The sequence below is a fragment of the Shewanella sp. Shew256 genome (genome assembly GCF_002196695.1).
Taxonomy (GTDB): domain Bacteria; phylum Pseudomonadota; class Gammaproteobacteria; order Enterobacterales; family Shewanellaceae; genus Shewanella; species Shewanella mangrovisoli.
The window spans coordinates 61,392-80,237 of sequence record NZ_NAJR01000002.1 but is presented as its reverse complement, the minus strand read 5'-3'; the positions used below and the strand labels follow the sequence as shown (position 1 = coordinate 80,237).

Annotated in this window: 15 protein-coding genes; 5 read left to right on the top strand and 10 right to left on the bottom strand. The window is 50.0% G+C overall.

Annotation, left to right across the window (positions count from 1 at the left end):
* Positions 1–169 precede the first annotated feature (169 nt).
* Positions 170–1,477 (top strand): NAD(P)/FAD-dependent oxidoreductase, encoded by a 1,308-nt coding sequence (locus tag B5P39_RS03220; protein ID WP_088210450.1) that lies wholly within the window; start codon positions 170–172, stop codon positions 1,475–1,477.
* Positions 1,478–1,521: 44 nt separating this feature from the next.
* Here B5P39_RS03220 and B5P39_RS03215 read toward each other — a convergent pair whose 3' ends face one another.
* The 4 genes from B5P39_RS03215 to B5P39_RS03200 all read right to left on the bottom strand — a co-directional run bounded on the left by B5P39_RS03215 (position 1,522) and on the right by B5P39_RS03200 (position 5,166).
* Positions 1,522–2,022 carry a DUF2937 family protein gene (locus tag B5P39_RS03215; RefSeq protein WP_088210449.1) on the bottom strand — a complete coding sequence of 167 codons (501 nt, stop codon included), beginning with the start codon at positions 2,020–2,022 and terminating at the stop codon, positions 1,522–1,524.
* Between the two features lie 86 nt (positions 2,023–2,108).
* Positions 2,109–2,966 (bottom strand): sulfurtransferase, encoded by an 858-nt coding sequence (locus B5P39_RS03210; RefSeq protein WP_088210448.1) that lies wholly within the window; start codon positions 2,964–2,966, stop codon positions 2,109–2,111.
* A 144-nt stretch (positions 2,967–3,110) separates the two neighbouring features.
* On the bottom strand, positions 3,111–3,533 hold the full coding sequence (locus B5P39_RS03205; protein WP_441347603.1) for a septal ring lytic transglycosylase RlpA family protein: 423 nt from the start codon (positions 3,531–3,533) through the stop codon (positions 3,111–3,113).
* 136 nt (positions 3,534–3,669) lie between these two features.
* On the bottom strand, positions 3,670–5,166 hold the full coding sequence (locus B5P39_RS03200) for an aldehyde dehydrogenase (protein ID WP_088210447.1): 1,497 nt from the start codon (positions 5,164–5,166) through the stop codon (positions 3,670–3,672).
* A 280-nt stretch (positions 5,167–5,446) separates the two neighbouring features.
* Here B5P39_RS03200 and B5P39_RS03195 point away from each other — a divergent pair, with 280 nt between their 5' ends.
* From B5P39_RS03195 to B5P39_RS03180, 4 genes are all read left to right on the top strand, one after another.
* Positions 5,447–6,787, top strand: a complete 1,341-nt coding sequence (locus B5P39_RS03195) for an aspartate aminotransferase family protein (protein WP_088210446.1) — start codon at positions 5,447–5,449, stop codon at positions 6,785–6,787.
* Positions 6,788–6,838: 51 nt separating this feature from the next.
* On the top strand, positions 6,839–8,329 hold the full coding sequence (locus B5P39_RS03190; RefSeq protein ID WP_088210445.1) for a CoA-acylating methylmalonate-semialdehyde dehydrogenase: 1,491 nt from the start codon (positions 6,839–6,841) through the stop codon (positions 8,327–8,329).
* Positions 8,330–8,346: 17 nt separating this feature from the next.
* On the top strand, positions 8,347–8,712 hold the full coding sequence (locus tag B5P39_RS03185; RefSeq protein ID WP_088210444.1) for a cupin domain-containing protein: 366 nt from the start codon (positions 8,347–8,349) through the stop codon (positions 8,710–8,712).
* A gap of 185 nt (positions 8,713–8,897) precedes the next feature.
* The gene (locus B5P39_RS03180) at positions 8,898–9,620 is read left to right on the top strand and encodes a TorF family putative porin (RefSeq protein ID WP_088210443.1); all 723 of its coding nucleotides are present in this window, start codon (positions 8,898–8,900) and stop codon (positions 9,618–9,620) included.
* A gap of 64 nt (positions 9,621–9,684) precedes the next feature.
* On the opposite strand, the gene nagP is transcribed toward B5P39_RS03180, so the two are convergent.
* The 6 genes from nagP to B5P39_RS03150 form a co-directional block, all read right to left on the bottom strand.
* Positions 9,685–10,983, bottom strand: coding sequence for an N-acetylglucosamine MFS transporter NagP (gene nagP, locus B5P39_RS03175; RefSeq protein ID WP_011717943.1), 1,299 nt, complete (start codon positions 10,981–10,983; stop codon positions 9,685–9,687).
* Positions 10,984–11,323: 340 nt separating this feature from the next.
* Positions 11,324–12,511 carry a transmembrane glucosamine N-acetyltransferase NagX gene (gene nagX, locus B5P39_RS03170; RefSeq protein ID WP_088210442.1) on the bottom strand — a complete coding sequence of 396 codons (1,188 nt, stop codon included), beginning with the start codon at positions 12,509–12,511 and terminating at the stop codon, positions 11,324–11,326.
* Positions 12,512–12,649: 138 nt separating this feature from the next.
* Entirely contained in the window at positions 12,650–13,786 is a 1,137-nt protein-coding gene (gene nagA, locus B5P39_RS03165) for an N-acetylglucosamine-6-phosphate deacetylase (RefSeq protein WP_088210441.1), read from the bottom strand.
* 42 nt (positions 13,787–13,828) lie between these two features.
* Complete coding sequence (gene nagB-II / locus B5P39_RS03160; RefSeq protein WP_088210440.1) at positions 13,829–14,827, bottom strand: glucosamine-6-phosphate deaminase NagB-II; 999 nt, start codon at positions 14,825–14,827, stop codon at positions 13,829–13,831.
* 58 nt (positions 14,828–14,885) lie between these two features.
* Entirely contained in the window at positions 14,886–15,794 is a 909-nt protein-coding gene (gene nagK, locus B5P39_RS03155; protein ID WP_088210439.1) for an N-acetylglucosamine kinase, read from the bottom strand.
* A 224-nt stretch (positions 15,795–16,018) separates the two neighbouring features.
* Positions 16,019–18,826, bottom strand: a complete 2,808-nt coding sequence (locus B5P39_RS03150) for a family 20 glycosylhydrolase (protein WP_088210438.1) — start codon at positions 18,824–18,826, stop codon at positions 16,019–16,021.
* Positions 18,827–18,846: the final 20 nt, after the last annotated feature.

Genomic DNA, 18,846 nt, shown 5'->3' with positions numbered 1-18,846 from the left:
TCATCCCAAACACATTTTAGCCCTAAAAGCGTGAGTTTAATCGCTTCCGTTGTATTCTATCTAAAAAGTGTGTTAAATAAAATGCACACTTTTTAGCAGTATCACAAAAGTGTGATGAGTATACTGGGACAAGCCCAATTTACAATAAAAACAATTTTTTGGAGCTCAAATGACCACCAAACCTCCCGTTCATAGTGAACAATATCCCCAGTCTTATTATGTTGATACTGCAAAAGAAATTTACGCCCATCCCCAACTTGAGGGCAAGGTAAGCACCGATGTTTGCATTATCGGCGGTGGTTTCAGCGGTATTAACACGGCTATCGAACTGCGGCAAAAGGGCCTAAACGTGGTGCTACTCGAGGCCAAACGCATTGGCTGGGGCGCCTCAGGGCGTAATGGTGGCGAGCTGATCCGCGGTATTGGCCATGATCCTGCGCAATTTATCAATGAGATAGGCCAAGAAGGCGTGAGTGCCATTGAACAGATGGGGTTTGAGGCGGTAGAGATTGTGCGAAATCGCATACAGACCCATCAGATCGATTGTGATTTACAAATGGGCTATTGCGATTTGGCGGTTAAACCTCGGCATATGCTCGAGCTAGAACAAGAGTTCGCCCACCTTAAACGCCTTGGATATCAGCATGAAATCAAACTATTAACTCAGTCTCAGCTCGGAGAGGTGATCGGCTCCGACTTTTACCAAGGCGCCCTAGTCGACATGGGCAGCGGTCATTTACATCCACTGAATTTGGCCTTGGGCGAGGCTCGTGTTGCCCGTGACTTGGGCGCTCAATTATTTGAATACAGCGCCGCAGAAAAGATAATTCCTGGCGATAAACCACGAGTATTAACGGCTAAGGGTGAAGTGACTTGCCAATATGTCGTGCTGGCGGGCAACGCTTATATAGGCCATAAACTGAATAGCTACATCGGAGGTAAAGTGCTGCCCGCGGGGAGCTACTTGCTTGCAACAGAGCCACTGACAGAAGCGCAATGCCAAAGCATTATCCCGCAAAATATGGCCTTTGCAGACATGCGAATCGCCTTAGATTACTTCCACTTATCGGCGGATAGACGCTTACTCTTCGGTGGACTTTGTACTTATTCTGGCAAAGATCCTAAGGATATTGAGGCAGCGCTCAGGCCGAACCTTGAGAAGGTATTCCCACAGTTAAAAGGCATACGCATCGATTACGAATGGGGCGGCATGATAGGCATTGGCGCCAACCGTATGCCGCAAATCGGTCGCCTCCCCGATGCGAGTAATATTTTTTACGCCCAAGCTTACGCAGGCCACGGCGTAAATGCCACCCATATGGCGGCCAAACTGCTCGCCGAAGCCATATGTCAGCAGGCGGGATATTTTGATGTGTTCGCCAAAATCAAGCATATGACCTTCCCCGGCGGCCCCACATTCCGCTCGCCTATGCTGGCGGCGGGTATGCTGTACCACAGGTTTAAGGACTTATTCTGAGATTTGCCCTGTCGTTGGATAAGCGAGCACGATATCCAACGACACTAACGGGTACTACTTGCGTTACGCCTTGCCCACAGAATAAAGGGCAGCGAACCCAGATAATGCACTATTAGCGCCACCAGCACGCCAAAGCCAATCCCACTGGTGGTTAACGGGATGCCGGGCTTAAAGTTAACTATGGTTTGCTGTAAATATTCATAACGAGCAGGATTGAACATATAGGCGGTTTTCTCGAAGAGATTCCCCTGCGCAAAGGTCTGCATTCCCTGCTGCAGCGCTTGATACAAGTCCAGCGTCTGGCGCTTTTGCTCGGCATCCGCCCTGACGCTAGGCTCCTCATTTTGCAAATGGCGGGCAATCATGGTTTCTACATCGCCGTAGTGATATTCCTTCGCCGTGGCCTCGTAGCCCTCAACTTGCCATTGAGTCGAGGTATAGAGCCCCGCCAAAAATTGCTGATAATGATCGGCTAATTGGGGAAGTTGCAGCGCCATCACTAAGATAAAGCCGAAGATCAGCTTATCAAACAATCGAGTTATCATGGCAAACTCCTTGATAAGTCAAAGGATATATCACCTGCCAATGGAGTGCTGCTGGTTATCCTGCTTAGCACTCCTGCTATCAGCACTTATTGCGCTATGGGTAAATCGCTGCGACTGCCCCAGTCGGCCCACGAGCCATCGTAAAGCACAGCATCGGCATGACCAGATGCAATCGACGCTAAGATTAAGATACAGGCGGTAATGCCCGAGCCACAGCTGAAAATCCTTAACGGTTTATCGCCAGCAAGCCCTTGAAACAGGGTGTGTAATTCGGCCGAGCTTTTGATTTTGAAGCCATCGAGCACCTCTGTAAAAGGTAAATTAACCGAATGGGGAATGTGCCCACTACGCACACCTGGGCGCGGCTCACTCACTTGGCCTAAAAAACGGGCAGCGCCGCGGGCATCGATAATCGCGCTGCCGCTATCATCAAGCCTAGCAAACACGGCCTCGGCATCCATCACCTTGGCAGGCTGATATTCCAAAACGGCAGTGAGTTCCTCACTATCGCTTGCCCCATAATCTATCCCTTCTTCCTGATAGCGGGATGAGGTGACTCTGTCTTCAGCCATCCATTGGGGTAAACCACCGTCGAGCACATACACACGGTGAAATCCCATCACCTTGAATATCCACCAAGCGCGCGGAGAAGAATAAATCCCTTGATTATCATAGATAACCACCACGCTTTGCGGGTCTATTCCGAGCTTGGCAATGCCTTCTACAAACTGTTCAAACCTTGGTAAGGCGTGGATTTGAGAAGAGGTTTTATCGCAAAAATCCGTTTCGACATCAAAGCGCCGCGAGCGCGGAATGCACACAGGTTCGGAATAGAGAATAGGCTCTTTGCCTAACACCACGGCCATGCTGGCATCGAGTAACACGAGATCTGGCGAGGTGAGGTGCTCTTCGAGCCATTGAGTACTCACGAGAGGATATTCCATTGGCTGTCCTTATTCTGATTTCCAACTGGGATAATGACTTATAGCCTGCGTTTTACTGCACATACTAAAACCCAAGCACTATTCAAACCATTCGAACCGATACTGTTTTGGTAAAGCACACATGGCAAGCTCATTGAGAGTCGATTACTGACTCGCGGCTTGAATCACTTCAATTTTGACATCCAGTAAACCCGCCGAGGTATTGCCTATGCTGCTAAATGCGGATTTGGACAAATCTATAATTCGGCCCCGCACGAAAGGCCCCCTGTCGTTGACCTTAACCACAACCGTTTTACCGTTCTTAAGATTGGTAACTTTAACTACTGAACCACAAGGAATTTCCTTATGGGCGGCCGTTTTTAATTTATGGTTATAACGCTCACCGCTGGCGGTTTTCTTATTTTGATGTTTATCGCCGTAGAAAGAAGCTTGGCCAGATTCAGTAAAACCCTGCCAGTTTCCCGAATGGGTAGAAGAACACCCCGATAAGGCCAAGGTGGCTAGCAGCATTAAGGTCAAAGATAAGTATTTGAGACTCACAGAACATCCCTTAGCAAATGAGTTCATCATCCGAGCAATGTACAGCAAAAATCCCCAAGAGGCACCCTTGCGCCACTTTATCCATTTAATTAGAGGGTTAACCAGAAAAAATAAAGCCCCTTTCGCATCGGCGTAAAGAGGCTTGAGAGCGAGTCAAAACGACTTAGAGGGCTATCCAAGTCGCCTTGATTTCGGTGTATTTATCGAAGGAGTGCATGGATTTATCGCGGCCATTGCCCGATTGTTTATAACCACCGAAAGGCGCCGTCATATCGCCTCCATCATAATGGTTAATCCACACCATACCCGAGCGCAGCGCCTTCGCGGTTTTGTGTGCCTTGCTGATATCCGCCGTCCACACCCCTGCCGCTAAGCCGTAAATGGTGTCATTGGCTATCGCAATCGCCTCTTCCATGCCATTGAATTCAATGACAGATAACACAGGGCCAAAGATTTCCTCGCTGGCGATTTTCATCTTGTTGTGTACTTGGCTAAAGATAGTGGGTTGCACATACACGCCGCCCGTATCAGCCAGCACTTGTTGTCCACCATGGACTAAACTCGCGCCTTCGTCTTGGCCCGCCTTGATATAGCTTAAGATGGTATCTAATTGCTGCTTATCGACCACAGCGCCGCTGACAGTAGCGGGATCCAGCGGATGCCCAGGTTGCCACGAGGCGAGTTCTTCGGCGATAAGCTCAATCAGTTGATCTTTAACCCCAGACTCCACCAGCAAACGCGAGCCCGCAGTACAGACTTCACCTTGGTTAAAGGCAATGGCTTCGGCGGCCGCCACCGCCGCAGCTTTAAGATCGGGCGCATCGTTAAATACAATATTCGGGCTCTTACCGCCAGCCTCAAGCCACACCCGCTTCATATTCGATTCGCCCGCATAAATCATTAATTGCTTAGCGATTTTTGTTGAGCCAGTAAAGACTAAGGTATCCACATCCATATGCAGCGCCAGCGCCTTGCCGACCGTATGCCCATAACCCGGCAGTACGTTTAGCACGCCCTTAGGGATCCCAGCCTGCACCGCAAGCTCGGCGATACGAATGGCCGTTAAGGGAGATTTCTCAGAAGGTTTAAGAATAACGCTGTTACCCGTCGCCAGTGCTGGCCCCAGCTTCCAACAGGCCATTAATAACGGGAAGTTCCAAGGCACAATCGCCGCCACCACACCCACGGGCTCGCGGGTGATCATGCCGATTTCATTATGTGCCGTAGGCGCTAGCTCGTCGTAGAGTTTATCGACGGCCTCACCCGACCAACGGATAGCACGGGCGGCACCGGCAATATCTACCGCCTTTGAAAAGCGGATTGGCTTACCCATGTCCAAAGTTTCTAACAGGGCGAGTTCATTGGCATTTTCTTCCAATAACTCGGCAAAACGGATCATCACTTGCTTACGTTTAACAGGGGCAGTCTTTGACCATACGCCAGATTCAAACACCTCACGGGCATTAGCGACGGCGATATTGGCGTCCATCAGATCGCAACTGGCGACCTTGGCTAATACGCGTCCGTCGATTGGGCTGACACAATCAAAGGTGCTGCCCGCTGCCGCATCGCGGTATTCGCCATTGATATAAGCCTTGCCATTGATTGCTAGGCTAGCAGCGAGGCTTTCCCAATCACTCCGTTTTTTAGGTGTACTCATGATGACCTCTTGATCGTTTGTATTTGTTTATTTTAGCTTTATTGGGATGAGGGCTATCTCGACGGCCAAATGCCAAAGATGACCTAAGTCGTTAACTGCTGCTTAGATTACGCTGTTCAATCATTAATATTCAATATTTTTTACAAAAATAGCATTTTTGCCACAAATAACTGCACACACCTCTTCCATGTTCATTATTTCTAACATAGCATAGCAAATATTAGCCACCCTTAACGAAGACCTGACCTCATTTAACAAGGAAAAGGACAAGGTAAACACTATGGCCGATTCACCCTACAACGCAACGCATGAGCATCCTTCTCTCGAACATTATTGGATGCCCTTTACCGCCAACCGCCAGTTTAAAGCCAGCCCTCGCCTGCTCGCCCAAGCAGAAGGCATGTACTACACGGATATCAATGGCAACAAGGTATTAGACTCAACGGCTGGCTTGTGGTGTTGTAACGCCGGCCATGGACGCCGTGAGATCAGCGAAGCCGTTAGCAAGCAAATTCGCGAGATGGATTACGCGCCGTCCTTCCAAATGGGTCATCCTCTCGCCTTCGAACTCGCCGAACGGTTAACTGAACTCAGCCCTGAAGGACTCAATAAGGTCTTTTTTACCAACTCGGGATCAGAGTCCGTCGATACCGCGCTTAAAATGGCACTCTGTTACCACAGAGCTAATGGCCAAGCGTCACGCACTCGCTTTATTGGCCGTGAGTTGGGATACCATGGCGTAGGATTTGGCGGCATTTCAGTGGGAGGCTTGAGCAATAACCGTAAAGCCTTCAGTGGCCAACTGCTACAAGGCGTGGACCACCTGCCCCACACCTTAGATATTCAAAATTCAGCCTTTAGCCGTGGCTTGCCTAGCCTTGGTGCGGAAAAAGCCGAAGTATTAGAACAACTCGTCACACTCCACGGCGCTGAGAATATTGCCGCCGTTATCGTCGAGCCTATGTCGGGTTCGGCGGGGGTGATTTTACCGCCACAGGGTTACTTAAAACGCCTACGGGAAATCACCCAAAAACACGGCATCCTGTTGATTTTTGATGAAGTAATTACCGCCTTTGGCCGCGTTGGTGCCGCCTTTGCCAGCCAACGCTGGGGCGTTATCCCCGACATAATCACCACGGCCAAGGCCATCAATAATGGTGCGATCCCAATGGGCGCCGTGTTTGTGCAGGATTTTATTCACGATACCTGTATGCAAGGCCCCACCGAACTCATCGAGTTTTTCCACGGCTATACCTATTCAGGGCATCCAGTAGCGGCGGCCGCAGCGCTCGCCACGCTGTCCATCTATGAAAACGAACAGCTATTTGAACGCAGCTTCGAACTTGAGCGTTATTTCGAGGATGCCGTTCATAGTCTCAAAGGTTTGCCGAATGTGATTGATATCCGCAACACCGGATTGGTCGCAGGCTTCCAACTCGCGCCGAATAGCCAAGGCGTCGGCAAACGCGGTTACAGCGTGTTCGAGCATTGCTTCCATCAAGGCACGCTCGTGCGGGCGACGGGCGATATTATCGCCATTTCTCCACCTTTAATCGCAGAGAAACACCAAATAGACCAAATAGTTAACAGCCTAGGCGATGCGATTCGCGCCGTAGGATGATGCACAATTTTTTATCTAACGCCCAAATTGGGGGCAATTGAAAGGTTACCTATGCTGACAATGACTCATTATGTGAATGGCGCGCACACCGCAGCCAGTACAAGAAGCCAAGAGATTTTCGAACCCGCGACGGGAGAATGCCGAGGCCAAGTCTCCCTCGCGAGTCGCGACGAAGTCTCTGCCGCCATTGCTATCGCCAAATCGGCCTTCGACACTTGGTCACAGGTAACGCCCCTCAATCGTGCTCGTGTGTTATTTAAGTTTAAGGCGCTAGTCGAGCAACATATGGATGAGCTGGCGCAGCTGATTACCTTAGAGCACGGCAAAGTGCTCGATGATGCGCGGGGAGAACTCATTCGTGGTCTCGAAGTCGTCGAATTTGCCTGTGGTATCCCACACTTGCTCAAAGGGGAACATACCCAGCAGGTCGGCGGTGGCGTCGACGCTTGGTCGGTCAATCAAGCTTTAGGTGTTGTCGCAGGCATAGCGCCCTTTAACTTCCCCGTGATGGTTCCCATGTGGATGTTCCCAATCGCGATTGCCTGCGGTAACACCTTTATTATGAAGCCTTCGGAGAAAGACCCAAGCGCAGTGATGCGTATTGCGGAATTACTCACGCAAGCAGGTCTCCCTGCTGGGGTATTTAACGTAGTCAACGGTGATAAAGAGGCCGTCGATACCCTGCTCAGCCATGAAGATATTCAGGCCGTCAGCTTTGTTGGCTCCACCCCGATTGCGGAATACATTTACAGCACCGCATCTAAACACGGTAAACGGGTGCAGGCCCTCGGCGGCGCAAAAAACCATATGCTACTGATGCCGGATGCGGATTTAGATCAAGCGGTAAGTGCACTCATGGGCGCCGCCTATGGCAGCGCGGGCGAGCGTTGCATGGCCATTTCAGTGGTATTGGCCGTAGGGGATGTGGGCGATAAGCTGGTCGATAAATTATTACCGCAAATTCAACAGTTAAAAGTGGGCAATGGCCTCACCCCTGAGATGGAAATGGGACCGTTGATCTCCCGCCAACACCTCGCCAAAGTCACGGAATTTGTCGACGCCGGTGTTAAAGAAGGTGCGACCTTAGTGGTGGACGGTCGCCAGTTAACCGTTGCCGACCATCAGCAGGGGTACTTCTTAGGCGCCTGTTTATTCGATAACGTCACCCCTGAGATGCGTATTTACCGCGAAGAAATCTTCGGTCCAGTGCTGTCGATTGTGCGGGTTAAGGACTATGCCAGCGCACTGGCGCTTATCAACCAGCATGAATTTGGTAATGGCACCGCCATCTTTACCCAAAGCGGTGAGGCCGCCAGACATTTTTGCCACCATGTGCAGGTGGGTATGGTGGGCGTTAACGTGCCCATCCCTGTGCCTATGGCCTTCCACTCCTTCGGTGGCTGGAAACGTTCGCTCTTTGGTCCCCTGCATATGCATGGCCCTGACGGGGTACGTTTTTATACCAAACGTAAAGCCATCACGGCACGCTGGCCCGTAGGCAAACAGACTCAAGCTGAGTTTGTTATGCCCACCATGAAATAACTTCGACTGGAGCCAATATAACAATGAGCATCACGTCGATCATTCGCTTTGCTAGCGCACAGTCGCCGATGGAAAGTTACCAAGTTGCCCCAGAAAAGCGCATCTCTGGTAATCCCACCCAGCAATTACAGAATCATTACTCTAGTCCCTGTAATCAATTCCACAGTGGAATTTGGCAAAGCGAATCAGGTGCTTGGAAAATCAACTACACTGAATACGAGTATTGCGAGGTCCTCGAAGGGACCAGCGTCATCACAGATCTTGAGGGGCAGTCACAAACCTTCACTGTCGGCGACCGATTTATTATTCCTGCGGGGTTCCAAGGGCAGTGGCAAGTTGTAGAGCCCTGCCGCAAGGTTTATGTCATCTTCGAACAAAAGTGAGTTTCATAGGGGGTGCTTTTTGCCTCGATTAACCAAGCTAAAGCAATTTAGCTTAACTCGCCATGAGGTCACAGCTACGGGGTTTCCTGGGTTGTTGTTTGGCAAAGCAACGAATGTACTAGCCTGTTTTAAAAGCTAAAAGAACTTAGTACATCCGTGTCAATCAAGAAAATGGGAGAAATACCGTGAATAACAACCTAAATAAAAAACGGCTGGCACAAGTTGTTGGGCTTGCGCTGACGACCAGCTTATTCTCCGGCATTGCCGCCGCAGAAGTGTCGGGGGAAATTAGCGTAACCAATGATTATCGCTTCCGAGGCATCTCGCAAACCGCGGGCGATCCTGCGGTTCAAGGCGGTGTCGATTGGAGTTTTGAGTCCGGATTTTCGGTCGGCGCCTGGGCCAGTAATGTCGACTTTGATGAGCCAGGTTACAACGGTCCAGATATAGAGTATGACTTCTATGTTGCCTACGGCGGTGACATCAATGACAACGTCAGTTACGACGTGACCCTCAACCGCTATAACTATTCGGGCGAGAGTGATCTCGGCTATTTCGAAGTCACAGCTGGCGTCGAGTTTAGCGGCTTTCGCGTAGCCTATTGGTACACCAATGATTACGGTGGCAGCGATTTAGATTACCACTACGGCGAAATCAATTACTCCTATGAGTTTGTTGAAAACTGGAACCTCGACCTGCATTACGGCTACAACGTAGGTGATGCCTTAGACGATGGTGAAGGCTTTGATAGCTATTCGGATTATTCCGTTGGCGTATCCACGGAATTTATGGGATTTGGCCTGTCGCTCGCATGGCTTGGCACTGATTTGAGCGGCGATCAGAAAGTCTCTGACGGCGTGTGGAAAAACGACGATACCGTATTAGCAACAGTCAGCTACGCCTTCTAATTCATATCTAGCAAATAGCAAAAAGCCCTCTGTTGAGGGCTTTTTTACATCGCGTGATAGCCGATTACCAGTGACGCATCTTATGGCCTTTCACGGCATAGAAGAGGATAAACAGGTAGCAAGGTAACATCACCATATAACCGCCCTGCTGCCCCATATCTGTGGCCGAACTCGTGAGTCCCCAAAACAGTGGACCAAAAGCACCACCCGCAATCCCCATGATGAGTAATGCCGAACCTGTGCTGGTGAGCTTACCTAAACCCGACAGCGCCAGAGGCCACACCGCAGGCCAAACAATCGCATTGGCTAATCCTAAGAAGGCAATGAAGAGTAAGGTATCAGGCAAGGCCACACCGCCGAAAGGCACTAACAGCGCATTGGCAATCGCGTAGGAATTATTATCCCCGAACAGGATAGCAAGGGTCAGTAATAGCCCAAGAATCGCCGAAATCATCAGTGCCGTTGGCTGAGAGATAAAGCGAGGGATCAAGATAATCCCTAAGGTATAACCCAGCACCATACACACCATAGTGTAGGAGGTCATCACGCCGTAATGTTCAACCCCTAGCGATAAGGCGAAGGTACCGATAGTGTCACCGGCAATCACCTCAACCGCCACGTAGACAAATAGCGCGATAACCCCAAAGGCTAAGTTAGGATGAGACAAGGCAGCCTTGATTTGGCCTTTATCTGTGTGCTCGGCCACTTCATCTTCATTAGATAATTCTGGCAGAGGCGATTTTTTAACAGCAAGCGCCAACACCCCAATAAAGATTGCCATACCGAGGTAAGGGAAAACCAAGCTGTTTGCCATTTCATCAATTTGCACTTGGGTTAACGTAGTGCCAATGCGGTCTTTAAAGCTATCTAAAATCAATGCTGAGAAAACTAACGGTGCAATCACTCCAGCACCTTTATTCAAAATGCCCATCACACTCACACGGGCCGCGGCAGACTCTTCAGGCCCAAGGCGAACCACGTAGGGGTTTACTGCCGTTTGCAGTAGGGTTTGGCCTGTGCCCATCACTAATTGTGCACATAAAAACAGGCCAAATATTTGGGTCTTAGCCGCAGGAATAAATAATAGGCCTGCGAGCATCATGATGCCCATCCCCAGTGCCATACCATTTTTATAACCGACTTTACGGATAACCCACGCCGAAGGCAGCGCGGTAAAGGTCACCGCAATGTAAAAGGAGAACAGGATTAGTGAGGCTTGGAAGGGATTGAGTTGCAAAATTTGTTTTAAATAGGGCATCAAGGATCCATTCAACCAGGTTGCGAATCCGAGGATGAAAAAGAGTGCTGCCACTATCGCCATGGGGAGAAAACTGCTTTTCTGCTGGCTTTTATCGAGTGTCATTTCCATAAACCTGCTTCTTATAGTAATTAATTTTTTAAGGTGATGGCGGGACTAAAAACCGCTGAGTATTCCGCACATCCGTATCGCAACTCATCTGCAATGGCTAATGTTATCATCCGAACGCACCATTGTTTCAGTGATGTTAAAACAAACAACACAAAAAGACAACGCTGTCATTTGCGATTTAGCCCGCAAAATGGCCCTATTTGCCCCAGAATGAGCCATAAACTCTCAGTTAACCGCTGATTTACAACCAAAGATGCTCTGTGCCCTTTGTTTGCTAGAAATAAAAAAGCCACAGAGGTGAGTCCGTGGCTTTAAGAAAAATCAGATATCGGCGTTAGATCCGCACAAAAATGTTGCGACGATACATCCAATACAGCACTAACCATTGAACGGTGAGCAAACCAATCACAGCTCCTAAGTGCTGAGCATTTTCCGGCAATACCGCGATAACGCCACCGAACACACTCTGGGCGATATACTTCCAATCCACTAGGCTGGAGGCCAAATAAATAATGATGGCGTTAGTGCCTATCACCACAAAAATAAAGGCGAGCTTTTGCCATTTCAGCACATCCACAAGGGCATAAAATAGTGCTAACAGCAGCATGCTCCAACCGCTAGTGACCAACACAAAAGAGCTTGTCCACAGCTCTTTATTGACGGGAATAACCCCATCCAGCAACCAGCCTAGGGCCAAACAAACACCACCGGCAACGCTCAATAGGCCAACCTTAGCCCACTCCCCTTTTGGATGGGATTTCACAATAAAATGACCGACAAACACCCCCGCTAAGGCGTTGACTACGGCGGGCAGAGTCGATAACACGCCTTCAGGATCGGGCGTTCGTCCTTGATAGCTCACACCCGGCAGTAACAGGCTATCCACATAAGCATTGATTGACTCTGTGGGTGATAACACACCAGCCTGTCCACCAGGAAACGGTAACCAGAGTTGCATCGCGCCATAGGCCACTAAGATGCCCAAGGCCACCAGCACTTGGGTTCGTAAACTGGTATGCCACACCAGCAATGCGGCAAAAAACCATGCAAAGGCAATTCTACCTAATACGCTGGCATAACGGACTTTTTCAGGATCGGCAGGCGCCCCGGTTCCCCAACCATGGTTATAAAGAATCCCAAGCAACAACAGTAGAAACAGTCGCTTTATTCCGTGGCGATACACAGGCATGCGCTCCTGCATCGGCAGTTTATCTAAGCGTTTTGGCGATAATCCTAGGGCAACACCAGAGAGGAAAATAAACAGCGGAAAAATCAAATCATAGAAGCGAAACCCATTCCACTCACTATGGTGCATTTGGGTATCACCCCATTGCCAGCCCGCCCAGCCCGTCAACATAAGCAAGGCACCAAATAGGGCTTCGCCACCTAGAATCCAAAACATATCGAAGCCACGCAGGGCATCGAGGGACATCAACCGCGGTTTTGACTGACGCTTTTGCGCGGCAGCCTCCTGAGCATTCACGCCCGTATTGGTGATAGATTCCGGCGCAGTCGTACTCATACCATTATCCTTTATTATTGTTATTTAAATTATTTTATAACTTTTGAGCAAAATGCAGACTGTACAATAAAAAAACTTAGCCCCTGTCATCAAAATACGACAAGGGCCAAGGTTAACGCTTTACTGACTCAACCCACACTAAGGGCGAACATAAACCGCATTTCCAGCAATGTAGTTGGCTAGCACTTTGTGTTGATTATCTAGCAGCACTAGATCGGCACGCTGCCCTACTGCTAACCGACCAACGCTCTCGGCAATGCCAAGGAACTCGGCAGGATACAAAGACGCCATTCTCAAGGCCTCACCGAGCGGTAAACCGAGCATCTTCACACTGTTCTCAACTGCGGTCGCCATGTCTAATACGCAGCCTGCCAGTTCACCCGTCACCGCATTTAATCTATCGCCGACACGCAGTACCTGAGTACCAAACAGCTCAAAACTGGTTTCATCCTCCATGCCTACTGGCGGCATGGCATCGGTTACCAACATCACTTTGCCACGGGGTTTAGCGCGCAGGGCGACTCTTGCGGCCGCTGGATGCACATGGTGGCCATCGACAATCAAACCACACCAAGCGGTTTCGCTCTCAATCGCCGCGCCCACCACGCCAGGCTCACGGGAACCTAAGGGTGACATGGCATTGTAGAGGTGAGTGAAGCCTGTCGCCCCCGCCGCTAATGCTGCGACAACGGTATCGTAGTCCGCATTGGAGTGGCCTAAACACACTTTAACGCCCGACTCCACCAACAGGCGGATCACCTCAGGCGAGACATTTTCAGGCGCTAAGGTCACTACTCGAATACCTAAATCCTGACGGCAAAAAATCGCCAGTTCAGCCTCGGTGATCTCACGGATAAAACCTTGTGGATGCACGCCTTTTTTAGGTACCGAAAGATGCGGGCCTTCAAAATGTACGCCTAATACGCCTGCACTCTTTTGCGCGACCGCACTGGCAACCGCATCGGCAGCCTTGGCCATCACCTGCACATCATCTGTGATAAGCGTAGGTAAAAAGCCAGTGGTACCAAAGCGAGCATGCGCCTTGCCTATGGTTTCAATGCAAGCGACCGTTGGGCTGCTATTGAATAACGCGCCGCCACCGCCGTTAACTTGTACATCGATAAAACCTGGCACTAGGGTGCCTGGGTAGCGGATTTCCTTAGCACCCGATGCGGTGTCTAAGCTGGCTATCAGACCATCTTCAATGGTGACAGGCACATCCCGATGGAAGGCTTCACCATCAAACAGTTGCTCGGCAATTAAGGTGAATTTCATCCCAAACCTCTTTTCAAATTAACGCGGCACAACGGCCATCCATTACAGCGTTTGAGTGACTTTTTTCAGCCCAGCGGGTTGGTCAGGGTCAATACCACGGGCAATCGCGACTGCGGCCACGTCGATATAAAAACGTTGTAGCAAGGCTAACGGCGCAACACGTGGGTGAATATCCGTCGACGTTTGATTTAAATGCACTAAATCGGCGCCACGTTGGCTCACATTTTCAATCTGTTCGATATGGCTAGCGTACGACTCATCGCCAATGCAGACATCCACAATCGTAAGTTTTTTCTCCACTAAGGTCACAGGACCATGGAGGAACTCTGCACTACTAAAAGCTTCTGCGTGGATAGAACACACTTCTTTTAACTTAAGTGCGATTTCCTTAGACACGGCATAACCTAAACCACGGCCTAGTACGACTAAGTTTTTCACGTTTTCAACCGATGCTGGGGTCAATTGTGGCTCAGCATCCACCGCTGTTTGCAGTGCTTGAGGTAACGAGTTAACAGCCGCCGCGAGGGATTCGCTCTGCGTCCACGCCGAGGCTAATTGTAGAATCGACGACAGAGTTGCAAGGTAGCTCTTTGTTGCGGCAACGGCTTTCTCTTCGCCAGCACGTAATGGCACTACCACATCGACGATATCCTTGATTGGCGCGGTTTCATCGTTCACTAACGCCACACAAAACGCGCCTGCGTTTTTCGCCATACGCGCCTGGGCTAAAATATCAGGGCTGCGGCCAGATTGCGAAATCACAATCACTAATCCGCCTTCTAACTTCAAGGTTTTACCGTAAACGCTGGCCACAGATGGCGCGGCGGCAAAGGTCGGTACACCCGCTTCGATTTCAAAAAGATATTTAGCAAATACACCCGCATGGTCCGATGAACCACGGCCCACAATCATCACAAAACGGGGATCGAAAGCACGCAGCTTTTCACCTAACTGCTGCATTAAATCGGCGTTAGCGGCTAACTGACCCGCAATCTTCTGCGGCGCGGTGCGAGCTTCTTGCTCCATAATAGTGTTTGTCATGTTATTTACCTTACAAATCAATACGGGTATTGCTTTAGCACTGATGGGCTAAAACGGCTTATTCATTAATGTTGACTGAGTTAAATTGCTGCTGAGCGAAGTACATGGCCCCCAATTCTGGCGGCGCTAAGGTTTCAGAAATCTTGGCCACCACATCGCTGCCAAGCCAGGCCTGTAGCGGTTCGGCAAGGCCGCCGATCATAGAGAAACGCACCGGATTGAGACTAAACAGCTTGCGTGCCATTTCACTGATGTAATCGGCCCCTTCCTGCACAATCCCGCGAGCGACTTCATCCCCCGCGTTTGCGCAATCGAGTACGCTTCTGGCTAATTCGGCATAGCAACTCGAAGACTTACCAGCGAGATGCTCGACGATGCCCAAGGCATCACTTACCCCAAAATGGTTTAACAGCATCTCGGTTAAGGCGGTCTGTGCTGCAAAGCCATCGAGGGCGAGTAACACATGCTCGGCAGCTTTTAAGCCAAGCCAAGCACCACTGCCCTTATCGCCCAGCGCAAAACCGTGGCCACCGATGCTTAAGCTGTCATCGCCTACATGGGCGTAACCGCAAGAACCTGTGCCCGTAATGATCACCGCACCATCCGCGCCACGGTGTGCACCGATACAAGCGGTATGAAGATCCGTAGTGACATACATGGCGGCAAACGGATGCTGCCAGCTGATCACATCCTGATACAGGCGCGGCACATTGACTCCCGCCAGCCCTAAGCCCGCGACGAGTAAATGGCTATCGGTTTCTTTCATGCCCGCATCCAGCAGAGCTTGGCGAGTCGATGCTTCAATAGATGCAAATGTTTGTGCAAGACCATGCAGCGGATTAGCGCGCCCAGCAACACCTGTCCCTAAAACGGTACCGTCCGCAGTATAGATAGTGGCTCGGCACTTACTGCCGCCCCCATCAACACCGATAAACAGTTGTTGATCTTTTGTCTGGACTAACCCCATGACACCCCTCTTCATCTCTTAATGCAGCGCTACCGTTGCTTATACTTATGCCGTTAATACGACACTCAACTTTAGTTAACTCAATGTTACAGCAAAAATGACAGCGTTGTCATTTACTTTTTGAAGCAATTTCTAATCAAATGTCAGACGGAAGAAATGGCTGAAAGTGAAAAAGAAAAAGGCTGTATTTTTATTTTAAAATACAGCCAGATATAACTATTTGATTAATTAACGACTAAGCTGCGACCTTTACGTTTCCCATCGGCCGCAATCGCGCGGATCTCAACGGAGCCCGTTACCGACTGTCCAGCTTGATAGGATTGCCACTGCCCACTCGCTTGTCGCCATTCAATCTTAAGTCCCGGATAAGCCACGTTGGCAAACAGTTTACCGTCACGGATCTCGGCGCCGACGGTCGGCACTCGGTAATCGATACCCGCTTTATCAAGTTTGATAAACTCCTTATGCCCTAAGGTGTTGGCCATTTGCTGCCAAGATTGTGCCTGTGCCTCACGCATCGAGGCGGTGAAATGCCCCGTCGTTTGATTATACAAAGCGCCTTGATATTGATATGGCACTTCCCACGCGGCTTGATGCCAAGCGCGCTCCGCCAGCATCAGTAAACGCGGGAAAATCATATATTCCACAGTGTTATCGCTGCGGATGGTTTCACTCCAGAGTTGGCCCTGTAATCCGGCAAAGGCTTTACCTTGTTCCCTTGGGCCAGATTGTTTGCCCTTCTCATCGGTTCGAGCCCTATCGTCGGCCTCAAAAGGCAGATTTTGAATGTCGGTCCACTGCTCCGCGTTTGCCACTAAGTTATCCGGCATAAAGCTAAACACTTTGTGCGCGTTGGTTGCACGACTTGCCCAATAATAGCCATGCTCCTTAGGATCGGCTTCATAGGGGAAGTCGAAGTACAGCACCTCAGGGTTTGACAGCACCACATCCCAACCGTTGTTGACTTGCTGATTGGCATGCTCATAGCCTTTGTAGGCAATCACATCCCAAATATTGGATTGAACTTTTGCAGGCATATTGCTTGGGCGAACATGGCTCATACCATCGCTCCAACCAGCCGCTTCAATGCCTTTTGCCGCTAACATAGTCGAAATTCGTTCGATAAAATAAGCGCCTAAGTCATCTATCGACTTAACGCCTTTATCGTTATTAGCCACAAACTCCAAACAGGCGGGTGATTGTTTCCACGCCCCTGCCGTTTCGTCGGCACCGATATGGTAGCGGGTTAATGGCTGGCCCGCGGCTTGGTGTAACTTGGCAATTTCATCAATGACTTTATTGACAAATTGATAGGTCGACTCCATGCAAACGTTCAGGGTGTTATCGTTGTAATACTGCACCGAAGAATAAACCGTTTTGTCGTTTGCATCGGATAACAAATATTGCTCGGCTGCCGTGGTTTTCCCTTCAGCTTGCAATTGACGAGCGCCCGCATCTAACGCTTTTACCGCTGTGTTAGCTTGATTTGCCGTTTCCTGCACAGGGACAACCTGCACTTTATCCGTGTTTTGAAGCTCTACGCCTTCCCCCTGTAATCGACGGTAACGCGCCTCCATCGCTTTAATCGCTGCGCGACTATGGCCTGGCATATCCATGGAAGGGATCACTTGAATCTGGCGCGCATCGGCATATTTGACTATGTCGATATAGTCTTGTTTGCTATAGAAACCGTTAACGGGAACATCCGCAAAAGGCCCGCTGCCAAGCTGCGGTAACAAACAGGTGTTTTCCTCAAGATCGTGGCAACGCTTACTGCCGATGTCAGTCAGTTCAGGCAGGCCATCGATCTCTAGGCGCCAACCTTCATCGTCGGCCATATGCAAATGTAACTTGTTGAGCTTGTATGCCGCCATTTGATCCAGCAGGTCAAAAATCAACGCCTTGCTGTGGAAGTTACGGGCCACATCGATATGCATGCCACGGAAGGGATACCTTGGGCTGTCCTCAATCGTCATGGTATTTACACGCAGATCCTGCACATTAATCAAACTGGCAAGTGACGATAACGCATAGGAAAACCCTGCAGCATCGGCAGCAGCAATCTCAATCGCATCCGCTTTGATATCCAGCAGATAACTGCCCTCCGCGCCTTGGCGCCAGTTCAGCTTTACCGCCAAACCTTGTTCAGACTCGTTAACACCTAGGCGCGCTAAACGAGAAAGTGCCGCCGCCAACTGTTCAGGAGCCAAAGCTTGTTGTGCGGCAGATGCGTTGGTGACCGAGCCGAAATCCAGTTTAATACCAGAGGTCAGTGACACGGCTTTATCTTGGCTGTGGATAGCGACTTTTTGCGGCGTCGGAATAATGGTATTGACCGCTAAGCTGGCATCTTCACTGACGTGTTGATTATTGCTAAATAGCTGTGCAGGTGTGGCAGGCGCTAATTTATCCGCATCGGTACGGCGATACTGCTTCACCATATCGGTGTACGCCTCAACATAGGGGCGCACTTCCATCCCCGTTTCAGGATCTTGCTGCACTTGCGTGCTGGCGATCACCACTGGCGATAATTCGCCAGCAACTATGTAATAGTTTGGCATGGCATCGGTTTCAGAGAGCTGCCATAGCTCACCGCGGAATTTTAAGGTCTTTTTCTCGCCCTTGCTAAAACCGCTAAATGCCTCGGTGGGCGCGATGCGATACAGATCGCCCTTGATATGCGTAATACTAAACTCTTTGCTTTCAACGGCTTGAACTGGCCGCATCTGACTAAAATAAATTGCCCAATCTAGGCTCTTAAGCTCAACCTCTGGGACAAAATCGATTTCAGCAACAAAACAACGACCTTCGGCAGCGGCTTTGTCACAACTATCATCGGGCCTGTTGGTGAGCACGCGATAACTCACGCCCAAGGTATCCCCAAACTGCTGCAATTGCGCTTGGGTTAATTGGCTGGACTTAGCTTGCTCAACAGAGCTTGAGCTAGGCACTGCCTCGGTTTTAGGCGCGTCGCTACAGGCCGTTAAGCCCAGAGCCAATAAAATCGCGGTGGCGGCAATCGTTTTATTCATGATATTCCTTTTCTAGCTTC

What these genes read in the sequence shown, in the direction of transcription:
- B5P39_RS03205 (WP_441347603.1), bottom strand. Translation starts at nt 3,533, where the DNA reads ATGAACTCATTTGCTAAGGGATGTTCTGTGAGTCTCAAATACTTATCT.
- nagP (WP_011717943.1), bottom strand. Translation starts at nt 10,983, where the DNA reads ATGACACTCGATAAAAGCCAGCAGAAAAGCAGTTTTCTCCCCATGGCG.
- nagA (WP_088210441.1), bottom strand. Translation starts at nt 13,786, where the DNA reads ATGAAATTCACCTTAATTGCCGAGCAACTGTTTGATGGTGAAGCCTTC.
- B5P39_RS03190 (WP_088210445.1), top strand. Translation starts at nt 6,839, where the DNA reads ATGCTGACAATGACTCATTATGTGAATGGCGCGCACACCGCAGCCAGT.
- B5P39_RS03195 (WP_088210446.1), top strand. Translation starts at nt 5,447, where the DNA reads ATGGCCGATTCACCCTACAACGCAACGCATGAGCATCCTTCTCTCGAA.
- B5P39_RS03210 (WP_088210448.1), bottom strand. Translation starts at nt 2,966, where the DNA reads ATGGAATATCCTCTCGTGAGTACTCAATGGCTCGAAGAGCACCTCACC.
- B5P39_RS03200 (WP_088210447.1), bottom strand. Translation starts at nt 5,166, where the DNA reads ATGAGTACACCTAAAAAACGGAGTGATTGGGAAAGCCTCGCTGCTAGC.
- B5P39_RS03150 (WP_088210438.1), bottom strand. Translation starts at nt 18,826, where the DNA reads ATGAATAAAACGATTGCCGCCACCGCGATTTTATTGGCTCTGGGCTTA.
- nagB-II (WP_088210440.1), bottom strand. Translation starts at nt 14,827, where the DNA reads ATGACAAACACTATTATGGAGCAAGAAGCTCGCACCGCGCCGCAGAAG.
- nagX (WP_088210442.1), bottom strand. Translation starts at nt 12,511, where the DNA reads ATGAGTACGACTGCGCCGGAATCTATCACCAATACGGGCGTGAATGCT.
- B5P39_RS03215 (WP_088210449.1), bottom strand. Translation starts at nt 2,022, where the DNA reads ATGATAACTCGATTGTTTGATAAGCTGATCTTCGGCTTTATCTTAGTG.
- nagK (WP_088210439.1), bottom strand. Translation starts at nt 15,794, where the DNA reads ATGGGGTTAGTCCAGACAAAAGATCAACAACTGTTTATCGGTGTTGAT.
- B5P39_RS03220 (WP_088210450.1), top strand. Translation starts at nt 170, where the DNA reads ATGACCACCAAACCTCCCGTTCATAGTGAACAATATCCCCAGTCTTAT.